This is a genomic window from Inquilinus sp. CAU 1745 (assembly GCF_039839375.1).
GTDB lineage: Bacteria > Pseudomonadota > Alphaproteobacteria > DSM-16000 > Inquilinaceae > JBDOQU01.
Genome location: NZ_JBDOQU010000005.1, coordinates 106,996 through 129,350, shown reverse-complemented (window position 1 = coordinate 129,350; position 22,355 = coordinate 106,996). Strand labels below are relative to the sequence as shown.

Here is a 22,355-nt window from a genome sequence, read left to right as displayed (position 1 = left end):
TCATGTGGGTGCCCTTGTCAAAGGAAGCCGGCAGGAAGAAAGGGTTGGCGGACACCTGTCCCGAGCGGTTGAAGAACCCGAAGCCGGCGACTAGCCTTCGTTCAAATCGGATAACGATCCTTGGGGGAGAGCGCGTCATGGACATGAAGGGCGAATACCGGATCAACGCTTCGCGGGAAGCGGTCTGGGCGGGGCTGAACGATCCCGACGTGCTGCGCCAGAGCATCCCCGGCTGCGAATCGCTGGAGAAGACTTCCGACACCGATTTCGCCGCCCAGGTGACGGCGAAGGTCGGTCCGGTGAAGGCGAAATTCAAAGGCGCCGTCACCTTGAGCGACCTGAACCCGCCGGAGAGCTATCGCATCAGCGGCGAGGGCAAGGGCGGGGCGGCGGGCTTCGCCAAGGGCGGCGCCTTCGTGCGGCTGACGCCCGACGGCGACGGCACGCTGCTTTCCTATGAGGTCAACGCCAATGTCGGCGGCAAGCTGGCGCAGCTTGGCGGACGGCTGATCGACAGCACGGCCAAGAAGATGGCCGACGATTTCTTCCGCCGGTTCGGCGAGATCGTCGAGGGCGCGGGCGCGCCGGTCGTTCCGCCGGTTCCGCCGCATATCGAGGAACGGCCGGAGGCCGAGGCTGTGAAGCCGCCCGAACCCGCCCCCGAACCTGTCGCCACGCCCGAGCCGCCGGCGGCGGAGCCCGCGCCCGAGGAGCGTCCGGCGGAAGCGCCCGCCTATCGTCCCACCCGCCCGGCCGAGCCGGAACGGGAGGAGGTGCGCCCGGGCGGGCTCAGCCCCGTCACCTGGATCGCCGGGCTGATCCTGATCATCCTGGTCCTGGTGCTGATCCTGTCCTGACCGACGAGGGCGATGGTCAGGACCCGCCTTGACCGGAAGGGTGGACGATCCTAGCCTTCCTCCCGGGTGACTTGTGGGTGACCCGACAAGCGGCGAATACAAGCCGCAAGGGCCGCCAGACGAGTCTGTGACGCCACGTTTGGGAGGATACAATGCCCCTCACCGTTTCGATGACGGTGAACGGCAAGGCGGTGTCGAAGGACATCGAACCTCGGACCTTGCTCGTTCAATTCCTGCGAGAAAATCTCGGCCTGACCGGAACCCATGTGGGATGCGATACGAGCCAGTGCGGCGCGTGCGTGGTCCATATCGACGGGAAGTCGGTGAAAAGCTGCACCATGTTCGCGACGCAGGCGGAGGGCGGCGAGGTCACGACGATCGAGGGTCTGGCCGCGAAGGACGGGACGCTGCATCCGATGCAGGCGGCCTTCCGGGAACATCACGGCCTGCAATGCGGCTTCTGCACGCCGGGCATGGTCATGAGTTCGGTCGACCTCCTGAAAAACAACCCCTCCCCCACCGAGAAGGAAGTCCGGGAGTGGCTGGAAGGCAATATCTGCCGCTGCACCGGCTACCACAACATCGTCAAGGCCGTGCTGTCGGCCGCCGACGAGATGCGCGGCGTCGCCCGCGCCGCGGAATGAGGGAGGCACGACCATGGCGCCAGACGGCATCGGCGCGCCCCTGCGGCGCAAGGAAGACCAGCGGTTCCTGACCGGCAAGGGTCACTATACCGACGACATCAACCGGCCCGGACAGGCCTACGCCTATTTCCTCCGATCCCCTCACGCCCACGCGGCAATCAGGGGGATCGACAAGGGCGCGGCGGAATCCGCGCCGGGCGTGCTGGGCATCTTCACCGGCGAGGATCTGGCGGCCGACAAGATCGGCGGGCTGATCTGCGGGTGGATGATCCATTCCAAGGACGGGTCGCCGATGAAGGCCGGCCCCCATCCCGCGCTGGCGCAGGGCAAAGTGCGCTATGTCGGCGACCATGTCGCGCTGATCGTCGCGGAAACCTACGCCCAGGCGAAGGACGCGGCCGAACTGATCGAGGTGGATTACGACGTGCTGCCTGCGGTCGTCAGCACGAAGGACGCAAGATCGTCCACGGCGCTGGTCCATGACGAAGCCCCGGCGAACACCGTCTTCGAATGGGAATTGGGCAACCAGGCGGAGACCGAAGCCGCCTTCGCCAGCGCCCATCACGTGACGAAGCTGGACATCGTCAACAACCGGCTGGTGCCCAACGCGATCGAGCCCAGGGCCGCCATCGGCGACTATGACAGCGGCAGCGACGGCTTCACGCTCTACACCACCAGCCAGAACCCGCATGTGGCGCGGCTGGTGCTGTCGGCCTTCGTCGGCATCGCGCCGGAGCACAAGCTGCGGGTGATCGCGCCCGATGTCGGCGGCGGCTTCGGGTCGAAGATCTTCATCTATGCGGAGGAAACGGCCTGCGTCTGGGCGGCGAAGAAGGTCGGCCGCCCAGTGAAATGGACCGGGGACCGCAGCGAGGCCTTCCTGGCCGACGCCCATGGCCGCGACCATGTCACCACCGCCCAGCTTGCGATGGACCAGGACGGCCGGATCACCGGCATGAAGGTCCATACGATCGCGAACCTTGGGGCGTACCTCTCCACCTTCTCCTCCTGCGTGCCGACCTATCTCTACGCCACGCTGCTGTCGGGCCAGTACGCCATCCCGGCGATTCATGCGGAGGTCGACGCGGTCTACACCAACACCGCCCCGGTCGACGCCTATCGGGGCGCGGGCCGGCCGGAAGCCACCTATGTCGTGGAGCGGCTGGTGGAGACGGCGGCGCGGGAGATGAAGATCGACCCGGCGGAATTCCGGCGGCGGAACTTCATCCGGCCGGACCAGTACCCCTACCAGACGCCGGTCATCCTGACCTACGATTGCGGCAACTACGAAGCCTCGCTGGACAAGGCGCTGGAACTGGCCAACTACGCCGATTTCCCGGCGCGGAAGGCCGAGAGCGCATCCCGGGGCAAGCTGAGGGGCATCGGCTTCTCCAGCTATATCGAAGCCTGCGGCCTGGCGCCGTCGGCCGCCGTCGGGTCGCTGGGCGCCGGGGTCGGCCTGTGGGAAAGCGCGAAGATCCGCTTCAACCCGACCGGCAACGTGCTGGTCTATACCGGCTCCCACAGCCACGGCCAGGGACATGAGACGACCTTCTCCCAGCTTATCTCCACCCAGCTCGGCGTGCCGGCCGATCAGGTGGAGGTGATCCACGGCGATACGGAGAAGACGCCGTTCGGCATGGGCACCTACGGGTCCCGCTCGCTGGCGGTCGGCGGATCGGCGATCCACAAGGCGGCGGAGAAGATCATCGCCAAGGGACGGAAGATCGCCGCCCATCTGATGGAGGCGGCCGAGGCCGACATCGAGTTCAAGGACGGCAAGTTCACCGTCGCCGGGACCGACAAGGCCAAGACGATCCAGGAAGTCGCCTTCTCCGCCTACGTTCCGCACAATTATCCGACGGACCTGGAGCCGGGGCTGGAGGAGAGCGCCTTCTACGATCCGGTCAATTTCACCTTCCCGGCCGGAACGCAGATCTGCGAAGTGGAAATCGACCCCGATACGGGCGGGGTCGAGATCGTCAATTTCGTTGCGGTCGACGATTTCGGGAAGATCATCAACCCGATGATCGTGGAAGGCCAGGTTCATGGCGGCATCGCCCAGGGCATCGGCCAGGCGCTGCTGGAGAATTGCGTCTACGATCCCGAATCGGGCCAGCTCCTGACCGGGTCCTACATGGATTACTGCATGCCCAGAGCCGACAACCTTCCCAGCTTCAAGGTCGGGCTGACGGAAACGGCGAACCCGTCCAACCCGCTGGGTGTCAAGGGCTGCGGCGAGGCCGGCGCGATCGCCTCCCCGCCGGCGGTGATGAACGCGGTCACGGACGCCATCGGAGTCGACATGCAGATGCCGGCGACGCCGGACCGGGTATGGAACGCCATGCAGCAGGGCCGCATGGCCCAGGCCGCCGAATAGAGGGAACGGAACGATGTACGCTTTCGACTATCACAAGCCCTCGTCGGTGGCCGATGCCGTGTCCGCCCTCGGCGGCGCGTCGGACGGCAAGTTCGTCGCCGGCGGCATGACACTGATCCCGACGATGAAGCAGCGGCTGGCCTCGCCTTCCGACATCGTCGACCTGAACGGAATCGGCGAGTTGAAGGGGATCAGGGAGGATGGCGACGCGCTGGTCATCGGCGCCATGACGACCCATGCGGAGGTCGCGTCCTCCGACATTGTGAAGCGGGTCATCCCCGCACTCGCCGTCCTGGCCGACTGGATCGGCGACGCGCAGGTGCGCAACCGGGGCACGCTGGGCGGGTCCATCGCCAACAATGACCCGACGGCGGACTACCCGGCGGCGGTGCTGGCCCTGGACGCGACGGTCCAGACCAGCAAGCGCACCCTTGCGGCGGCGGATTTCTTCCAGGGCCTGTTCACCACGGCGCTGGAGGAGGACGAGTTGATCCTCGCCGTCCGGTTCCCGAAACCGGAGAAGGCCGCCTACATGAAGTTCCGGAATCCGGCCAGCCGCTATGCGATGGTCGGCGTGATGGTGGCGAAGACGGCGGACGGCCTCCGCGTGGCCGTGACCGGCGCGGGGCAGGACGGCGTCTTCCGGGCGACGGAGATGGAGAAGGCGCTGGAGAATGATTTCTCCGAAGACGCGCTGAAGGGCGTCGCCATCGATCCGGGCGGGTTGAACGCCGACATCCACGGATCGGCCGCCTACCGGGCCAACCTGGTGAACGTGATGGCGAGACGCGCCGTCGCGGCGTGCCGGTGAAGAGAGGGTTTCCAGACCGCAAAACCCGTCATGCTGGACTTGATCCAGCATCCATGGGGAGCCGACAAGGGCGGGGACGGCGTTCGTTCTTCGCCGCCGGTGAAGTGGCGACGGCCTATGGATTCCGGATCAGGTCCGGAATGACCAACAAAAACAATAAAAACAACGTCATGCTGGACTTGGTCCAGCATCCATGGGGCGTCGAGGACGAGCGAGGGCGTACCCGGTTCCTGGTCGTCAGTGATGCGGCGAGGGCCTATGGATTCCGGCTCGGGGGCCGGAATGACCGATACATAAAAGCGCCCGGCGGTTAAGCCAATGACATCCCCTCCCCCCGATTCCGTCGATGCGACGCTTCGCCTGCTCGGCGACGGCGGCTATGTCGGCGACCGGTCGCTGGCGACGGCCCTGTTCCTGGCGCTGCGGCTGAACCGGCCGCTGTTCCTGGAGGGCGAGGCCGGCGTCGGCAAGACGGAGATCGCCAAGGTGCTGGCGGCGACGCTGGGCCGGCGGCTGATCCGGTTGCAATGCTATGAGGGGCTGGACGTCTCGTCGGCCGTCTATGAATGGAACTACCCGCGGCAGATGCTGGAGATCAGGCTGGCGGAGGCCGCCGGCAGCCATGACCGGGAGGCGATCGCCAAGGACATCTTCTCCGACGCCTTCCTGGTGCGCCGGCCGCTGCTTCAGGCCATCGCCCACGACGATCCCGAACCGCCGGTGTTGCTGATCGACGAGTTGGACCGGACGGACGAACCGTTCGAGGCCTACCTGCTGGAGGTGCTGTCGGACTTCCAGATCACGATCCCGGAACTGGGCCCGATCGTCGCCAAAAACGCGCCGATCGTCATCGTCACCTCCAACCGGACGCGGGAAATCCACGACGCGCTGAAGCGCCGCTGCTTCTACCATTGGGTCGACTATCCCGACGCGGCACGGGAGCGCCGGATCATCGCCGTCAAGGCCCCCGGCACGCCGGAGCGGCTTTCGGCGCAGATCGTCGGGTTCGTGCAGCGCCTCCGGCGGGAGGATCTGTTCAAGAGCCCCGGCGTCGCGGAGACGCTGGATTGGGCGCAGGCGCTGGTGCAGCTCGACGCGCTGGAGCTGGACCCGCATACGATCAACGACACGCTGGGCACGCTGTTGAAATACCAGGACGATATCGAGAAGATCCGCGGCAGCGAGGCGAGCCGGCTGCTGGCCGACGTGAAGGCGGAGCTCGCTCACGCGGAGGCATGATCCGATGACCGAAGCGCCGACGGGCCAACTGGCGAATAACGTTATGGAGTTCTGCCGTGTGCTGAGGGCGGCCGGCCTGCCGGTCGGTCCCGGCCGAACCCTTGCCGCGCTGGAGGCGGCGGAGACCGTGGGCGTCGCCAGCCGGCAGGATTTCTACTGGGCCCTGCACGCCGCCATCGTCACCCGCCGCGACCAGCGGGCGGTGTTCGATCAGGCGTTCCATATCTTCTGGCGCAATCCCGACCTGCTGCGGCGGGCCCTCCAGACCATGCTGCCCGGCATGAAGGTGGACCGCGAGGGCGAGGAGGAGCAAATCAACCGCCGCCTGGCGGAAGCCTTCGCGATGGACAGGAGGCCAGGCGAAGGTGAAAGCCCGGAGGATGGGGAGCCGGAACTGGAGATCGACGCCTCGCTCACCTTCTCCGACCGCGAACTGCTTCAGAAGATGGATTTCGAGCAGATGACGACGGCGGAGATCGAGCGGGCGAAGGCTCTGATCGCCCGGATGACGCTGCCGGCGCGGCCGATGCGGACGCGCCGCTTTCGGCCGGACGCGGCGGGGCCGGCGGTCGATCTGCGCCGGACGCTCAAGGCCAGCCTGCGCGGCGGCGGCGGGGCCATAGACCTTGCCCGCAAGCGGCGCGCCACGCGGCCGCCGCCGCTGGTCGCGCTGTGCGACATCTCAGGCTCGATGAGCCGGTATTCGCGGATGCTGCTGCATTTCCTCCATGCCGTGACCAACGATCGCGACCGGGTCCACAACTTCGTCTTCGGCACGCGGCTGACCAACATCACCCGGCACCTGCGTCATCGCGACGTCGACCGGGCGCTGTCCAGGGTCGGCGAGGCCGTGGAGGACTGGTCGGGCGGAACCCGCATCGGTGGATGCCTGGAGGATTTCAACCGAATCTGGTCGCGCCGCGTGCTGGGCCAGGGCGCGGTCGCGCTGCTGATCACCGACGGGCTGGACCGGGAAGCCGGGGACCGGCTGGATAGGGCGATGGAGCGGCTGCACAAGAGCTGCCGCCGGCTGATCTGGCTGAACCCGCTCTTGCGCTATGACGGCTATGCGCCAAAATCCCAGGGTGCGCGGGCGATGATTCCCCATGTCGACGATTTCAGGCCCGTCCACTCGCTGGACAGCCTGGCCGATCTGGTCGACGCGCTGGACGCCCGGCCGCAGACCGCCCAGCGCCACATGGCGCAATGGCGGATGCTGGCGGAGGAAGCGAGAGGCTGATGAGTGTGGCGCATGACGACATCCTTGAGCAGGCGGCCGCCTGGCGGGAGGCCGGCCGGCAGGTCGCGCTGGCGACGGTGGTGACCACCTGGGGCTCTTCCCCCCGCCCGGTCGGCAGCCAGCTTGCGATCGACGAGTCCGGCCGGATGGCGGGATCGGTCAGCGGCGGCTGCATCGAGGGCGCGGTGGTCGGCGAGGCGCTGGAGGTCATGGCCGAAGGCCGGCCGCGCCTGCTGGATTTCGGCGTGACCGATGAGCAGGCATGGGATGTCGGCCTGGCCTGCGGCGGGCGCGTCCAGGTTTTCGTTGAGAAAGTGGAATGAAGCAACCGACATTGCAGTTGCTGCTGGCGGCACGCCGGGAGACGCGGCCGGCGGTTCTGGTGACCGAGCTGTCGGACGGCGGCCAGACGCTGATCGCCGAGGGCGCGCCAGAAGGCGATCTCCCGCTGACGCCGGCGCTCCGCGAGGCCGTGGAAAAGGCGCGGCGGGACGATCGCAGCGGCGTCGCGGAGACCGATGGAAAGTCGTTCTTCATCCATGTGCTGCAACCGCCGCTTCGGCTGATCGTCGTGGGGGCGGTGCATATCGCCCAGTCGCTGGCGCCGATGGCGGCGCTGGCCGGCTACGCCGTGACGATCGTCGACCCCAGACGGTCGTTCGCGACCGACGAGCGGTTCCCGGATCTCGTTGTCCGGAACGACTGGCCCGACGAGGCGATGGTGGAACTGAAGCCCGACGGGCGCACCGCGATCGTCACCCTGACGCACGATCCGAAGATCGACGATCCGGCGCTGGATTGCGCGCTTCGCTCCTCCGCCTTCTACATCGCGGCGCTGGGCAGCAGGAAGACCCATGCCGGAAGGCTGGAACGGCTGAGGGAGATGGGCCATGACGCCCACGCCCTGGCCCGCATCCACGGGCCGGCCGGACTATCGCTGGGCGCGGTGTCACCGGCGGAGATCGCGGTGTCGATCCTGGCCCAGATGACGGGCGTTCTCAGGAACGGGGCGGCGGCATGATCTTCGGCGATCTTCCCCTGGCCGAGGCCGAAGGCGCGATTCTGGCCCATTCGGTTCGGGAGGGCGGGCTGTCCTTCAAGAAGGGCCGGGTCCTGACCGCCGAGGACATCGCCGCCCTGAAAGCCGCCAATATCAGGACGGTGACAGCCGCGAGGCTGGGGCCGGACGACATCCATGAGGACGAGGCGGCCGAACGGCTGGCCCGCGCGATGATCGGCGACGGGCTGGAGGCCGCCGCCCCCTTCACCGGGCGGGTCAATCTCCACGCCACCCGACCGGGCCTCTGCGTCGTCGACCGGGAGCGGCTCAATCGCATCAACCGGGTGGATGAGGCGATCACCGTGGCGACGCTGGACCAGTATGCGGTGGTCGACCCGGGCCGGATGGCGGCGACGATCAAGATCATCCCCTTCGCCGCGCCGCGCGGCGACCTGGCGTTGTGCGAGGCGGTCGCCGCGCAACGGGATCTAGGCCCGGTGGTGCGTATCGCGCCCTTCCGCCCACGGAAGGTGGGGCTGATCCAGACCCGGCTGCCGGCGACCAACCCGAAGATGCTGGACAAGACCGTCGCGGTGACGAATGCGCGGGTGACGGCGCTGGAGGGCGTCATGGCCCCTGACCGGCGCTGCGCCCACAATGCGAAGACACTGGCCGGGGAGATCCGCCAGCAGATCGCCAACGGGGTGGAACTGCTGCTGATCGCCGGCGCTTCGGCGATCACCGACCGGCGGGACGTACTGCCGGCGGCGGTCGAGGCGGCGGGCGGCGAGGTGGAGCATTTCGGCATGCCGGTCGATCCCGGCAATCTGCTGCTGCTGGCCCGGTTGGGCCGGACAGTGATCCTGGGGCTGCCCGGCTGCGCGCGGTCCCCGAAGCCGAACGGGTTCGACTGGGTGCTGCGCCGGGTGATGGCGGACGTGCCGGTGACCAGGGCAGACATCATGGCGATGGGCGTGGGCGGGCTGCTGATGGAGATCCCGACCCGGCCCCAGCCGCGTCATGGCGAGACGGAGGACAGCGCCGCGCGCGCGCCGCGGATCGCCGCGATCGTCCTGGCGGCCGGCCGCTCCACGCGGATGGGCCAGGACAACAAGCTGCTGACGCCGGTCGATGGCGCGCCGATGGTGGTGAAGGCGGTGGACGCCGCCCTCGCCTCACAGGCCACGCCGGTCATCGTGGTGACAGGCCATGAGGCGGAGGCCGTGGCGGCGGCGCTGGGCGGCCGGAACGTCACCATCGTGCAGAGCCCGCTTTACGCTGAGGGGCTGAGCCGGTCGCTGAAAGCCGGCCTCGCGGCCGTGCCGCCGGACAGCGACGGCGTGCTGGTCTGCCTGGGCGACATGCCGCGGATCACGGCCGCGCATCTCAACCGGCTGATCGCCGCCTATAACCCGGCCGAGGGCCGCGCGATCGTGGTGCCGACCTTCAACGGCAAGCGCGGCAATCCCGTGCTGTGGGATCGCCGCTTCCTGGCGGAGATGGGCGAACTGGCCGGCGATGTCGGCGCTCGGCACATGATCGGCACCTATGAGGATCTGGCGGTCGAAACGCCGATGCCGGACGATTCCGTGCTGCTGGATGTGGACACGCCGGACGCGCTGGCCGCGCTGACGGTTCCGGAGCCGAGAGAGGCGTTATGACCGATATAGCGGAATCGCTCTACCAGAAGGCCATCCTGGCCCATGCCCGGTCCGGCCATGGCGCCGGCCGGCTGGAACGGCCGACCCATTCCGCCACCGTCGACAATCCGCTCTGCGGCGATCGGGTGACCATCGATCTGACGGTCGGGAAGGACGGGATCGTGGAGGCGGTGGGCCATCGCGTCCGGGGCTGTCTGCTGTGCGAGGCGTCGGCGGCCCTGCTGGCGGAAGGCGCAATCGGGCGGGACGAGGCGGCGCTGCGGACGGCCGATCGCGATTTCCAGACGATGATCCGGGAGGGCGGCGTCGTGCCGGAGGAATGGCCGGCACTGGAGGTCTTCACCCCCGTCAAATCGGCGAAAAGCCGACATGAATGCGTATTGCTGCCGTTCGAAGCGGCGGTGCGCGCGCTAGACGGAGAGGACGGCTGATCCGGCGCGGGATCGTTCGACCAGCGCCAGCCAGCGATCCGCAAGGGTGCGCCCAAATGATTCGGCTGCCGCCAGATGGTCGCGCATCTGGGCTTCCATCTCGTCTTCGGAGATCGCGTCCGGCGAGACGCCCTCGGCGCGGAAGCGGCGCAGCCAGTCGCGTATGATCTCCGCCGTCACCTCCGGATGGAACTGGACGGCATGGACCTCCTGCCCCAGCCGGAACGCCTGGTTGCGGCAGACGCTGTTGGTCGCCAGCAGCACCGCCCCGTCGGGGAGGTCGAACGTGTCGTAATGCCAGTGCATCAGGCGGGGCAGCGTATCGAAACCGCCCATGAGATGATCTCCGGCGGCGTCTTTAGTCAGTTCTATCTGCGTGAAGCCGATTTCGGGTATGTCATGCCGTCTGGCTGTTCCGCCGAACGCGCGGGCGATCAACTGCGCGCCAAGGCAGATGCCGAGCACCGGGCGGCCGGACGCAGCGAAAGCGCGGATCAACTCCCGTTCCGCCTTGAGCCCCGGATAGTCGTCATCATCATTGGGACTCATCGGCCCGCCCAAGACCAGCAAGCCGTCATATCCCTCCGGCGCGGAAGGCAACGGATCGCCACCAAGCGCCAGCCGGGTGTCCAGCGATGCGCCGGCGCGCGCCAACTGATCTCCGACCACCCCTGCCGGCGCGCCGGGGCTGTTCTGAAGGATGAGAATTTTCGGTGCGGACATGGGCAGAATATCCATGGGAATCTTCAGGCGATCACTATCATCTCGGGTCGCTAAAGGGCATCGCGAACGCGGTAACCCAGATACGCGGCGCGAAGATACCAGGCGCGCAGCGCCGGCAGCGGGAAGCGGCGCGGCGGACGGGCCACCGGCGCGGGCAACTGATCGTCCTCGCCGGCGACCATCCGGGCGAGCGCCCGGCCCGTCCAGGTCGCCGAGGCGACGCCGTTGCCGTGATAGGCCAGCCCGTAATGGACGCCGGGATCATCCGCCACGCGGCCGATCAGTGGCGTCAGGTTCGCCGACAGGCAGACCAGCCCCGTCCAGAAATGGCTGACCTCCACCCCCGCCCAGGCCGGGAACATCTCCCCCAGCCGGCGGTGGAGCCAGCCTTTCATGCGATCGGCGGCGGCCGGCCCGCCATGGGTGTCGCCGCGCGTGCCCAACAGGAACCGCCCGTCCTTCAGCATCCGGAAATAGAACAGGAGCCGGCGCGTGTCGAAGACCGGAAGCTCCGTCACCCAGCCCTGCGCGGCCCGTTCGTCCGGCGTCAGCGGCCGGGTCGTCAGGATGTTGGAGAAGGCGGGCAGGAACGTTCCCACCAGCGCCGGGTGAAGTTCGTCCGGCGTATAGCCGTTGGTGGCGATCACCACCCGCCGGGCGCTGATCGCGCCCCGTTCCGTCCGCAGCCGATGGCGGCCGCCTTCTCTTTCCCACCCCAAGACCCGGCTTTGATGGTGGATCCGCGCGCCATGGCGGCGGGCGGCGGCCAGGAGGCCGTGATGATATTTCAACGGGTGGAGCCCGAATCCCGCCGGCTGGTGGAGCGCGCCATGCGCCTCCGGCCCCACGAACCCGCGCTCCGCCAGTTCCTCCCTGGTCCAGATGGCGGAGGCGAGGCCGGCAAGCTCGCGGTCGAGGCGCGCATCCTCCTCCAACTCCGCCATCCGGGACGGACGGTGGGCGACCTCGAGCACGCCGTCCCCCTGCCGGTCGAAATCGATCTCCTCCGCGCCGGCAAGGTCGGCCACCAACTCCACCGCCTCCCGCTGCATCGTGAAATAGCGGCGCGTTTCCTCGATCCCGAAAAGGGAGAGCATCCGGGATGCCGGCAGCTTGGAAGCGCCCATGCAGCAGAAGCCGCCATTGCGGCCCGACGCGCCCCAGCCGGGGCTTCCAGCCTCCAGCACCCGGACATCGACGCCATGGTCGCGGGCCAGGTGAAGGGCGGTGGAGAGGCCGGTGTAGCCGCCGCCGATCACCGCCACGTCGCAGCTTTCGTCCCCTTCCAGCGGATCGTCGGCCGGCCGTTCGGCCACGGAGGATCGCCAGTAGCTGTCGGGGAAGCGGCCGGAATCATAGGCGGCGGGATGGAAGAGCGGCGGCATCGGCGGAGGGCTCGCTGTTTGGGTTGGCGCGATCCATAACACGTGCAAACTGTAACATTCGCGGGATACACTTCCGCCACTCGCAAGACGGGACCGGCGGAAACTTCGCCGCCGGCCAACCGTCAATCCAATCGCCTTGAGGGAGGCAATCCATCCATGACAGACCGTTTCTCCATGTCCTCCGCCCGCCTTGGCCGATATCTGCTGCTGGGCGTCGCCGCCTCTGCCCTGTGCGCCGGAGCGGCGCAGGCCGAACCGCTGGACCTGACCATCCTGCTGGTGAACGATTTCGACCGGATGGATGAATCCGACGGCCAGGGCGGCTTCGCCCGGATGATGGCGGTGGTCAATGACGAGATCGCGAGCGCCGAAGGCGGGACCGTTTTGCTGGCCCATGGCGGCGACGCCATCTCGCCGTCCCTGCTGTCCAGCTTCGACAATGGCGCGCACATGATCGAACTGCTGAACCAGACGCCGCTGGCGGTCATGGTTCCCGGCAATCATGAATTCGACCTGGGCGCGGACGTGGCGATCGCGCGCTTCAACGAGGCGAACTTCCCGATCGTCTCCACCAACACCTCGCTCAACGGCGAGGTCGTGGACGGCACCGTGGACACGCATACGGTGGAGGTGGGCGGCTATACGATCGGCTTCCTCGGCCTGACGACGCCCGACACGGTCCAGCTCGCCTCCCCCGGCGACATCGAATTCGCGCCGGTGCTGGAGACGGCCGAAGCGACGGCCGCGGAATTGCGGGAAGGTGGCGCCGACATCGTCATCGCGCTGGCCCATACGGCGATCGACGAGGATTTCGAACTGATCCGCCAGGGAGCGGTCGACATCATCCTGGGCGGCCACGACCATAACCTCATGACCTTCTACAATGGCGACGTGGCGTTCGCCGAATCGGGATCGCAGGCGGAATACGTGACGGCGATCGACCTCACCATCGACCGGGTCGGCGAGGGCGAGGATGAGGAACTGGTCTGGACTCCCAGCTTCCGGACGCTCAACACCGCCAATTACGAGCCCGACGCCGAGATGGCGGCCAAGGTCCAGACCTATCTGGACCAGCTGTCGGCGGAGCTGGATATCGAGATCGGGACGACGGAAACCCCGCTCGACAGCCGGCGGGCGACCATCCGCGGCGAGGAAGCGGCGATCGGCAACCTGATCGCCGATGCGATCCGCGACGCCGTCGACGCCGAGGTCGGCCTGACCAATGGCGGCGGCATCCGGGCCGACCGCGAATACGCCGCCGGCACGGTGCTGACCCGCCGCGACATCCAGAGCGAGCTTCCCTTCGGCAACAAGACGGTGAAGCTGGAAGTCACGGGCGAGCAGATCGTGGAGGCGCTGGAGAATGGCTTCAGCCAGGTCGAGGAAGGGGCCGGCCGGTTCCCCCATGTCTCCGGCATGACCGTGACCGCCGACCTGTCCCAGCCGCCCGGCGACCGCGTGGTCGAGGTGCTGGTCGACGGCCAGCCGATCGATCCGGACGCGACTTACACCATGGCGACCAACGACTACATGGCGAGCGGCGGCGACGGCTACACCGCGCTTGCCGGGTCGGTGAACCTGATCGATCCCTCGGCCGCCAACTTCATGGCGTCCCAGGTGATCGACTATATCGAGGAGAAGGGCACGATCAGCCCGGAGGTGGAAGGACGCATCGTCTTCCAGTAAGCCTCGCTCAAACGCGAAGCAGCGGACCCCGCCCTTCTGGCGGGGTCCTTCTTTTGAGGGATCATGACAACCACCGACGACAGCGTCCGGGACTGGCACCGGCGGGTCTGGCGACTGGCCGTCCCGATCATGCTCGGCACCGTTTCCACGCCCCTGCTGGGGCTGGTCGACACCGCCGTGGTCGGCCATCTGGATTCGCCTCATTATCTGGGCGCGGTCGCCATCGGCAGCCTGATCTTCAACTTCCTGTTCTGGGGGTTCGGCTTCCTCAGGATGAGCACCACGGGGCTGACCGCGCAGGCGGTCGGCGCGGGCGCGGAGAGGGAGGCGGGCGCGATCCTGACCCGCGCGGTGGCGCTGGCGGCAGGCTTCGGCCTGCTGCTCATCCTCCTCCAGACGCCGGTCTCCGCCGCCGCGCTGGCGCTGATCGACAGCAGCAGCGACGTCGAAGGCGGAGCCGCGACCTACATCGCCGTGCGCATCTGGGCGGCCCCGGCGACGCTTGCGAACTACGCGATCCTGGGATTTCTGCTGGGCCGGCAGCGGCCGGGCCTGGCGCTGGCGATACAGCTTGTCCTGAACGGGACGAATATCGCGCTTGACCTCCTGTTCGTGCTGGGCTTCGGCTGGAACGTGGCGGGCGTCGCGGCGGCGTCGGTGCTGGCGGAATTCGTGGCGCTGGGCGCGGGCCTCCTTCTCGTCCGCCGAGTGATGGCGGGGCCCGGCGTTCTCTGGCATGTCTCCGCGCTGAAGGACCGGCTGGCGTTCCGGCGGCTGGTCACGGTCAATGGCGACATCTTCGTGCGCACCCTGTGCCTCGTCGGCGGCTTCGGCTGGTTCACCGCCCAGGGGGCGGAGTTCGGGGAAATCGTGCTGGCCGCCAACGCCATCCTGCTGAACTTCCAGACCTTCACCGGCTACGCGCTGGACGGCTTCGCCCATGCCGCCGAAGCGCTGGTCGGCCAGGCCATCGGCGCGCGCGACCGGCGGGGGCTCGACATGGCGGTCAGGGTCTCGACCCTTTGGGCGGCGGTCACGGCCTGCCTGTTCTCCCTCCTCTACCTGGTCGCCGGGCCGCTGGTGATCGACGGGCTGACGGGCATCGACAGCGTCCGGGAGACGGCCCGCGAATATCTTCCCTGGGTCGTGGCGCTGCCGATGGTGTCCATCTGGGCCTTCCAGTGGGACGGCGTCTTCCTGGGCGCCGTCAGGACAACCGCCCTGCGCAACGCCATGATCGTGAGCCTTCTCACCTTCCTGGCGATAAGCTGGGTTCTGGTCCCCTGGGGCGGCAATCATGGGCTGTGGGCCGCATTCACGATTTTCGCGGCCATGCGGGGTGTGACGCTCACCTTCGCCTACCCGGCGTTGCGTCGGGCGGTGTAGGCTTCACGGGAACAGGGAGCGACATCGGATGACGGCACTGCTTACGATAAACTCCGAAAGACCGAGGCTGGGCCTGGCGCTGGGCGGCGGCGTCGCTCGCGGGTGGGCCCATATCGGGGTGGTGCGCGCCCTCGCCCGCGCGGGGATCGAACCCGATATCATCTGCGGCACCTCGATCGGCGCTGTGGTCGGCGGCTGCCATCTGGCTGGCAAGCTGGACGAGTTGGAGGAATGGGCGCGGTCGCTCAATCGCCTGCGCGTCATGAGCTATATGGATTTCCGGGTGCGCCAGCCCGGACTGATAGGCGGCGACAAGCTGGCCCGCGAACTCCGCAACAATCTGGGTGACCGAACGATAGAATCCCTCGACCGGCCATTCGTCACGGTCGCGGCCGATCTCTCTACCGGGCATGAGATATGGCTGAACAAGGGTTCGATCGTCGACGCCATGCGCGCCTCCTTCTCGTTGCCGGGGATATTCTCACCAATGCTGGTGGACAATCGCTGGCTGATCGATGGCGCGCTGGTCAATCCGGTACCTGTTTCCGTGTGCGTGGCGCAGGGCGCGGACATGGTGATCGCCGTCAATCTGAACGCCGACATCATCGGCAGGGCGCGGGCGCCGGGGAACAGCTTTCCCACCGTCGCCGGCTTCGATGTCCTGGATGAAATGGAGAACGCCGCCCCCGTCGAGCCGGGAATGCTCAGCGGTCTGGTCAGACGCGTCTTCCGCCGCGAGCGCGACACGCCCAGCCTGTTCGGCGTGATGGCGTCGTCGCTTGCGATCGTGATGGACAGGATCACCCGGTCGCGGCTGGCCGGAGATCCGCCGGATGTCCATATCGGCCCGAAGCTGGGTCACATCGGCCTGATGGAATTCGATCGCGCGGAGGAGATGATCCGGCTGGGCGAGGAAGCCACTGAAGCGACCCTTCCCGACATCATGACGGCGATGGAGACCCTGAATATCGGCCATCAGCGCAGGGGCGCGGTCGAGGTCCCGCAGGAAGCCTCGTAGGCGGTCAGGCCGCCTCGCGGTCGGGCCGCCGGGCGAGGGCTTCGCCCACATGGGTCGCGGCGTCCTTCACGACCTCCGCCCCCGCGCCGGGCAGATGCGCGTTCTCCGCCAGATGCCGCCGCCAGGCCCGAGCTCCCGGCATCCCCTGGAACAGGCCCAGTATATGACGCGAGACGGCGTTGAGCGGCGTCCCGCGCTCCCGCTGCGCCTCGATATAGGGCAGTAGCCGGTCGACGACCTGGAACCGGTCGGGCGGCGGCGTCTCCTCGCCGAACAGTCGGCGGTCCACATCCGCCAGCATATAGGGGTTGTGGTAGGCCTCCCGGCCCATCATCACCCCGTCGACATGGCGCAGATGGGCCTCCGCCTCGTCCAGTGAGCGGACGCCGCCATTGATGGCGATCTCCAATTCGGGGAATTCCTGCTTCAGCCGATAGACGCGATCGTACTGCAGCGGCGGGATGTCCCGGTTCTCCTTCGGGCTCAGCCCGTTCAGCCAGGCCTTGCGCGCATGGACGGTGATGCTGCGGGTTCCCGCTTCCGACACCAGCGTCACGAACCGCGCGAGGTCGAGATAGTCGTCCTGATCGTCGATGCCGATCCGGCATTTGACGGTCACCGGCGCGGAGACGGCGCGGATCATGGCGCGGACGCAGGCGGCGACGGTTTCCGGCTCCGCCATCAGGCAGGCGCCGAACCGGCCCGACTGGACGCGGTCGCTGGGGCAGCCGACATTGATGTTGATCTCGTCATAGCCGTACGCTTCGCCGATCCGCGCCGCCTCCGCCATGGCGTCGGGATCGCTGCCGCCCAGTTGCAGCGCCACGGGGTGTTCCGCCGGGGAGAAACCCAGAAGCCGGTCGCGATCGCCGCGGATCACGGCAGCGCTGGTCACCATCTCCGTATAAAGAAGCGCGCGCGTCGACAGCAGGCGCAGGAAGAACCGGTCATGCCGGTCCGTCCAGTCCATCATGGGCGCAATGCTGAAACGACGATCCACTGTCTCCATCGACTCCGTCACCGGTTCCCGCCGAAAACGGGCATTCTATAGCACATGGTCCGTCAGGCTCACCATGAAGGGGAAAGGATAGAGCTTTTCCGCCCCCTCATCCTGAGCCTGTCGAAGGATGCGGGCACACATGGTTCGACAGGCTCACCATAAGGGAATGGCGGGAACGGGGGTGGCGTCGGAGGCGGGGTCGGGTCTAGCGTAGAGCGTCCATCAGGGAGAGTTCCATGAAGGCCGACAATATCGCAAAGCTTCGCGCGGAGCGGGTGTGGCTGACCGAGGATGGCTGCCGCATCGAGGATTTCGCCCGGCTGGTCGAACGGACGACCGAGGCCGCCGACTATCCGTTCGCCGAGAGCGTCCGTTCGAACGTCCTGGTCTATGATTGCGACGCCCTGCGCGGCGTCGCCGCCTCCGACGAGGACCGGAAGGCGCTGATGGCGGAATGGGTCGAGGCGATGATGGAGGGGCCGGGGATCGTCGTCCTGAAGCGCGCCTTCCCCGATCCCGCGCCGATCGACGCGGCGACCGTGCAGTTCGAGGCGATGATCGAGGAGCAGAAGGCCAGCAAAACAGGCGGCGGCGATCATTTCGCCAAGCCGGGCGCGAACGACCGGGTCTGGAACGCGCTGGAGAAGCTGTGCCTGCGCGATCCGGAGGTCTTCGCCGCCTACTACGCCAACGACATGATCGCGCTGGTCAGCGAGGCGTGGCTGGGGCCGGGCTATCAGGTCACCTCCCAGGTCAATGTCGTCAATCCGGGCGGCGAGGCGCAGTCGCCGCACCGGGACTACCATCTGGGTTTCCAGACGGCGGCGGAGGTTGCGCGCTATCCAGCGCACATCCACCGCCTGTCCCCGGCCCTGACGCTCCAGGGCGCGGTGGCCCATTGCGACATGCCGCTGGAAAGCGGGCCGACGCTCTATTTGCCTTATTCCCAGACCTACCTTCCCGGCTACCTCGCCTGGCGGAAGCCGGAGTTCCGCAATTATTTCGACCGCTGCCGCGTCCAGCTTCCGCTGGAGAAGGGCGACGCCGTGTTCTTCAATCCGGCCGTCTTCCATGGCGCCGGGACCAACCGGTCGAAGGACATCAGGCGGATGGCGAACCTGCTGCAAGTCTCCTCGCCCTATGGAAGGGCGATGGAGAGCGTCGGCAGGGCGGGCATGGGCGCCGCGCTGTTCCCGGCGCTGAAGGCGATGCTGGCCGACGGTCGGCTGACGTCGAACCAAGCCGCCAACGCCATCGCGGCCTGCGCGGAAGGGTACTCCTTCCCCACCAATCTCGATCGCGATCCGCCCGTCGGCGGACTGGCGCCGCAGAGCCAGCAGGCGCTGATGAATCAGGCGCTCGACGAGGATTGGGATGCGGCGAGGCTGAAGGAGGCGCTGGAGGACCGGGTCCGGCGTAGCCTCACCTGATGGGCCGGATGGACGGCAGGATAGCGGTCGTCACCGGCGGGACGCAGGGGCTGGGCGCGGCGACGGCCCGTCTTTTCGCGGAGCGCGGGGCGGCCGGGCTGGTCATCTGCGGACGCTCGCGGGCGAAGGGAGAGGCGGTCGCCGCCGACATCGAAGCCGGGAGCGGGACAAAGGCCGTCTATGTCCAGGCCGATCTGGCGGAGGTCGAATCCTGCCGATCGGTCATCGACGCGGCCGACAGGGCGTTCGGGCGCATCGACGCGCTGGTCAACGCCGCGGCGATCACCGACCGCGGCACGATCCTCGACACCGATCCTGCCCTCTTCGATCGCATGTTCGCGATCAATGTCCGCGCGCCCTTCTTCCTGATGCAGGACGCGATAAAGGTCATGCGGCGGGAAAGGACGGAAGGCGCGATCGTCAACGTCTCCTCCATGTCGGGCGTGGGCGGCCAGCCCTTCATCGCCGCCTATTGCGCGTCGAAGGGCGCGCTGGAAACGCTGACGCGCAACACAGCCTATGCGCTGCTGCGGAACAGGATCAGGGTCAACGCTCTGCGCCTCGGCTGGATGGCGTCCGACGGGGAGGACCGCATCCAGCGGGATTATCACGACGCGCCGGCCGACTGGCTGGAGAAGGCGGCGGCGGACCAGCCCTTCGGCCGGTTGATCGATCCGGCGGAGGCGGCGCGGGCGATCGCGTTCCTGGCATCCCCCGAATCCGGTCTGATGACCGGTTCCGTCGTCGATTTCGACCAGTCGGTCAGGGGCGGCTACGACGATCCGCCCCACCCGCCGGCGACGCTCTGAGGCTTCCTCACCACACCACCCGCCGCTTCTGCACCCCCTGCCCCACGCTCTGCCGTTCGGCGCGGGGGCTGTAGCCGAACAGCTCACGGTAGCATTTGGCGAAATGGCTGGCCGACGCGAACCCGCTGGCCACCGCGACCTCCAGCACCGAAAGCGAGGTCTGGGCCAGGAGCGAGCGGGCATGCTTCAGCCGCGCCTCCAGATAGTAGCGGGAGGGCGTGCTGCCGAGATAGATCTGGAACAGCCGTTCGAGCTGCCGGCTGGACAGCCCCACTCGTTCCGCCAGGTCCGCCTGGGCCAGCGGTTCGTCCAGATTGGCCTCGATCTCAGCGATGGCGCTCAAGAGCTTGGGATGGCTGACGCCCGTTCGCTGACGCAGGCTCATGCGCTGGGGGGTGTCGGGACGGCGCGGCGTGGCGTGGATGAACTGGTCCGCCACGGCGGCGGAGACCTCCGGCCCGTGATCCTGGCCGATCATGTGCAGCGCCCAGTCCAGCGACGCGGTGCCGCCGGAGCAGGTAAACCGGTCGCGGTCGACCTCGAACAGCCGGCTGGTGACGTCGATTTCCGGGAAGGTTTCGGAGAAGCCGGTGAGGTTCTCCCAATGGATCGTGCAGCGATAGCCGTCCAGCAGGCCGGTGCGGGCCAGAAGGAACGCGCCGGAGCCGATGCCGCCCAGCCTGGTTCCCGACCGCTCCAGCCGCCTCAGCCACGCCGCCACTCGCTTTTCAGCTTCGGCCTCGATGGGCAGCGGATCGAGGCCGGCGCAGACGGCCGCCATGGAGAAGGGCTGAGTTGCGTCCAGCCCGCCCTGAGGATTGACGGAGATGTCGTTGCTGGCCGTCACCGGCCCGCCATCGACGGTGACCAGATGCCAGGAATATTGCTCCCGCCCCACCAGCTGGTTGGCCGCGCGCAACGGCTCGACGGCCGCCGTGAAGGCCATCAGGGAGAAGCGCGGGAGCAGGAGAAACGCAATCCGGCAGGATGATCCGTCGATGAGCCCCAGAACAGCCACTCCCCCACGCACGATTGCGGGAAGGAGCCTAATTCATAGAAGGCGTCGCTGGGAAGACCGCCGCTGAGGGAAGAATGCCGCTGCCCTAACCGCGCGGAGTGACGAAGGCGGAGGGCGGTTTGCACAGAAGCCGCAACGTGCAGCTTTCACAGGGCGCGCGCCATATGCCCTGGTCCGCCAGCACTTCATGGCACTGCTCCCAGATCTCCCAGCTCCCGTCGGCGTTGCTTGTCGCGGCGGGCTGGGGGGCGGGCAGAGGCGTGGCGCTGACGATGGACATTTCGGGGGGATGCTCCAGGCAAGGACGGACTGGTTGACTGAGAAAGGCGCGTCGCCCAAAAGCGTTCCGAAGGAAGTATCCTTGCCTCCAAATGGTCACCCCCAACCCTCGCAGCAGAAGGAGCGATCCCGGACGTGAAGGATCAGGATCGGGAGGATTTCGTGGCGGTGATCGGCGGCGGACCGGCGGGGCTGGCCGCGGCGGAGCGGATCGCGCGGGCCGGCCGTGCGGTCCGCATCTTCGACCGCATGCCGACGCCGGGCCGCAAGCTGCTCATGGCCGGGCGGGGCGGCCTGAACCTGACGCATTCGGAGCCGCTGGACCGGTTCATCGAACGGTATGGCGAGAGCGCCGGCCGGCTGGCGCCGATCATCCACGCTTTCCCGCCGGACGCGCTGCGGGACTGGGCCGGCTCTCTGGGCGTGGAGACCTTCGTCGGTTCCAGCGGACGGGTATTTCCGACCGGGCTGAAGGCATCCCCGCTGCTGCGCGCCTGGCGGCGGCGGCTGGAGGGCGCCGGCGCGACGATCCATGCCCGCCATCGCTGGGACGGCTTCGACGGCGATGCGCTGTCCTTCACGACAGACGGCCGGATGCTCCGGATACTTCCGAAGGCGATAATCCTGGCGCTGGGCGGGGCCAGTTGGTCGAAGCTGGGATCGGATGGGTCATGGGCCGATGCCCTACTCCGGCGGGGCGTCGCGGTCGCGCCCTTCATGCCGAGCAATTCGGGATTCGACGCGCTGTGGACGCAGAGGTTCGCGGACATGGCGGCAGGCCAGCCGCTGAAGAACATCGCGCTCTGTTTCGACGGACGCCGCGTCCCGGGGGAGATCGTCCTTACCCGCACCGGCGTCGAGGGCGGGGCCGTCTACGCCTTGAGCGCCGCATTGCGGGACGCCATCGGTCGAAACGGCGAGGCGACGCTGTTGATCGACCTGAAGCCGGACCTCTCCGCAACCGCCATCCGCGACCGGCTGGGCCGACCCAGGGGGCGCAACAGCCTGTCGAACCATCTCCGCAAGACGTTGAAGCTCGACCGCGCCGCTATCGCGCTGCTGCGGGAGGCGCTCTCTCCGGAAATCCTGGCCGACGGGGCGCGGCTTGCCGAGGCGGTCAAGGCGCTGCCGGTCCGGCTGACGGGGGTGCGCCCGCTGGATCGCGCGATATCGTCCGCCGGCGGGATCGCCTGGGACGAGATGACCGACGATTTGATGGTCCGACGCATCCCCGGACTGTTCGCGGCGGGGGAGATGCTGGATTGGGAGGCGCCGACAGGCGGTTACCTGCTGCAGGCCTGCTTCGCTACGGGCGTCAGGGCCGGCGACGGGGTGTGCCGGTATCTGGAGCGTTGAAG

Annotated in this window: 21 protein-coding genes; 16 read left to right on the top strand and 5 right to left on the bottom strand. The window is 67.8% G+C overall.

Annotated elements, in window-relative coordinates:
* Positions 1-137 precede the first annotated feature (137 nt).
* The 10 genes from AAFN89_RS08230 (at position 138) to AAFN89_RS08185 (ending at position 10,263) form a co-directional block, all read left to right on the top strand.
* A complete protein-coding gene (locus tag AAFN89_RS08230; RefSeq protein WP_347537873.1) occupies positions 138-857 on the top strand; it encodes a carbon monoxide dehydrogenase subunit G in 720 nt (239 codons plus the stop codon).
* A 152-nt stretch (positions 858-1,009) separates the two neighbouring features.
* Positions 1,010-1,501, top strand: coding sequence for a (2Fe-2S)-binding protein (locus AAFN89_RS08225; protein ID WP_347537871.1), 492 nt, complete (start codon positions 1,010-1,012; stop codon positions 1,499-1,501).
* A 13-nt stretch (positions 1,502-1,514) separates the two neighbouring features.
* Positions 1,515-3,881, top strand: coding sequence for a xanthine dehydrogenase family protein molybdopterin-binding subunit (locus AAFN89_RS08220; protein ID WP_347537868.1), 2,367 nt, complete (start codon positions 1,515-1,517; stop codon positions 3,879-3,881).
* A gap of 13 nt (positions 3,882-3,894) precedes the next feature.
* Entirely contained in the window at positions 3,895-4,692 is a 798-nt protein-coding gene (locus AAFN89_RS08215) for a xanthine dehydrogenase family protein subunit M (protein ID WP_347537866.1), read from the top strand.
* Between the two features lie 318 nt (positions 4,693-5,010).
* Entirely contained in the window at positions 5,011-5,931 is a 921-nt protein-coding gene (locus tag AAFN89_RS08210) for a MoxR family ATPase (protein WP_347537864.1), read from the top strand.
* A 4-nt stretch (positions 5,932-5,935) separates the two neighbouring features.
* Positions 5,936-7,171, top strand: coding sequence for a VWA domain-containing protein (locus AAFN89_RS08205; RefSeq protein WP_347537862.1), 1,236 nt, complete (start codon positions 5,936-5,938; stop codon positions 7,169-7,171).
* Complete coding sequence (locus tag AAFN89_RS08200; RefSeq protein WP_347537860.1) at positions 7,171-7,494, top strand: XdhC family protein; 324 nt, start codon at positions 7,171-7,173, stop codon at positions 7,492-7,494. The genes AAFN89_RS08205 and AAFN89_RS08200 overlap by 1 nt, the downstream gene beginning before the upstream one ends.
* Entirely contained in the window at positions 7,491-8,192 is a 702-nt protein-coding gene (locus tag AAFN89_RS08195) for an XdhC family protein (protein WP_347537858.1), read from the top strand. The genes AAFN89_RS08200 and AAFN89_RS08195 overlap by 4 nt, the downstream gene beginning before the upstream one ends.
* Positions 8,189-9,832 carry a molybdopterin-binding/glycosyltransferase family 2 protein gene (locus AAFN89_RS08190; RefSeq protein WP_347537856.1) on the top strand — a complete coding sequence of 548 codons (1,644 nt, stop codon included), beginning with the start codon at positions 8,189-8,191 and terminating at the stop codon, positions 9,830-9,832. The genes AAFN89_RS08195 and AAFN89_RS08190 overlap by 4 nt, the downstream gene beginning before the upstream one ends.
* Positions 9,829-10,263, top strand: a complete 435-nt coding sequence (locus AAFN89_RS08185; protein WP_347537854.1) for an iron-sulfur cluster assembly scaffold protein — start codon at positions 9,829-9,831, stop codon at positions 10,261-10,263. Before AAFN89_RS08190 ends, AAFN89_RS08185 begins: the two co-directional genes overlap by 4 nt.
* Here AAFN89_RS08185 and AAFN89_RS08180 read toward each other — a convergent pair.
* Together AAFN89_RS08180 and AAFN89_RS08175 are read right to left on the bottom strand one after the other, a co-directional pair.
* Complete coding sequence (locus tag AAFN89_RS08180; protein WP_347537852.1) at positions 10,243-10,986, bottom strand: type 1 glutamine amidotransferase; 744 nt, start codon at positions 10,984-10,986, stop codon at positions 10,243-10,245. The two genes, AAFN89_RS08185 and AAFN89_RS08180, sit on opposite strands and share 21 nt — an antisense overlap.
* Before the next feature lie 50 nt (positions 10,987-11,036).
* Positions 11,037-12,371: an FAD-binding oxidoreductase gene (locus AAFN89_RS08175; protein WP_347537850.1), complete on the bottom strand. Its 1,335-nt coding sequence runs from the start codon at positions 12,369-12,371 to the stop codon at positions 11,037-11,039.
* Between the two features lie 156 nt (positions 12,372-12,527).
* Here AAFN89_RS08175 and AAFN89_RS08170 point away from each other — a divergent pair, with 156 nt between their 5' ends.
* The 3 genes from AAFN89_RS08170 (at position 12,528) to AAFN89_RS08160 (ending at position 16,461) form a co-directional block, all read left to right on the top strand.
* The gene (locus AAFN89_RS08170) at positions 12,528-14,057 is read left to right on the top strand and encodes a 5'-nucleotidase C-terminal domain-containing protein (protein ID WP_347537848.1); all 1,530 of its coding nucleotides are present in this window, start codon (positions 12,528-12,530) and stop codon (positions 14,055-14,057) included.
* A gap of 63 nt (positions 14,058-14,120) precedes the next feature.
* The gene (locus tag AAFN89_RS08165; protein ID WP_347537846.1) at positions 14,121-15,443 is read left to right on the top strand and encodes an MATE family efflux transporter; all 1,323 of its coding nucleotides are present in this window, start codon (positions 14,121-14,123) and stop codon (positions 15,441-15,443) included.
* 28 nt (positions 15,444-15,471) lie between these two features.
* Entirely contained in the window at positions 15,472-16,461 is a 990-nt protein-coding gene (locus AAFN89_RS08160; RefSeq protein WP_347537844.1) for a patatin-like phospholipase family protein, read from the top strand.
* Positions 16,462-16,465: 4 nt separating this feature from the next.
* Here AAFN89_RS08160 and dusA read toward each other — a convergent pair whose 3' ends face one another.
* Complete coding sequence (dusA, locus tag AAFN89_RS08155) at positions 16,466-17,470, bottom strand: tRNA dihydrouridine(20/20a) synthase DusA (protein WP_347537842.1); 1,005 nt, start codon at positions 17,468-17,470, stop codon at positions 16,466-16,468.
* Positions 17,471-17,697: 227 nt separating this feature from the next.
* On the opposite strand from dusA, the gene AAFN89_RS08150 reads away from it, so the two are divergent.
* Positions 17,698-18,891 (top strand): phytanoyl-CoA dioxygenase family protein, encoded by a 1,194-nt coding sequence (locus AAFN89_RS08150; RefSeq protein WP_347537840.1) that lies wholly within the window; start codon positions 17,698-17,700, stop codon positions 18,889-18,891.
* The gene (locus AAFN89_RS08145) at positions 18,891-19,700 is read left to right on the top strand and encodes an SDR family oxidoreductase (RefSeq protein ID WP_347537838.1); all 810 of its coding nucleotides are present in this window, start codon (positions 18,891-18,893) and stop codon (positions 19,698-19,700) included. The genes AAFN89_RS08150 and AAFN89_RS08145 overlap by 1 nt, the downstream gene beginning before the upstream one ends.
* A gap of 7 nt (positions 19,701-19,707) precedes the next feature.
* Here AAFN89_RS08145 and AAFN89_RS08140 read toward each other — a convergent pair whose 3' ends face one another.
* Both AAFN89_RS08140 and AAFN89_RS08135 read right to left on the bottom strand, forming a co-directional pair.
* On the bottom strand, positions 19,708-20,718 hold the full coding sequence (locus tag AAFN89_RS08140; RefSeq protein WP_347537836.1) for a GlxA family transcriptional regulator: 1,011 nt from the start codon (positions 20,716-20,718) through the stop codon (positions 19,708-19,710).
* An 85-nt stretch (positions 20,719-20,803) separates the two neighbouring features.
* Positions 20,804-20,998: a hypothetical protein gene (locus AAFN89_RS08135; protein ID WP_347537834.1), complete on the bottom strand. Its 195-nt coding sequence runs from the start codon at positions 20,996-20,998 to the stop codon at positions 20,804-20,806.
* A gap of 134 nt (positions 20,999-21,132) precedes the next feature.
* Between AAFN89_RS08135 and AAFN89_RS08130 the strand changes: the two genes are divergently transcribed.
* Positions 21,133-22,353, top strand: coding sequence for a TIGR03862 family flavoprotein (locus AAFN89_RS08130; RefSeq protein ID WP_347537832.1), 1,221 nt, complete (start codon positions 21,133-21,135; stop codon positions 22,351-22,353).
* The last annotated feature ends 2 nt before the right edge of the window (positions 22,354-22,355 follow it).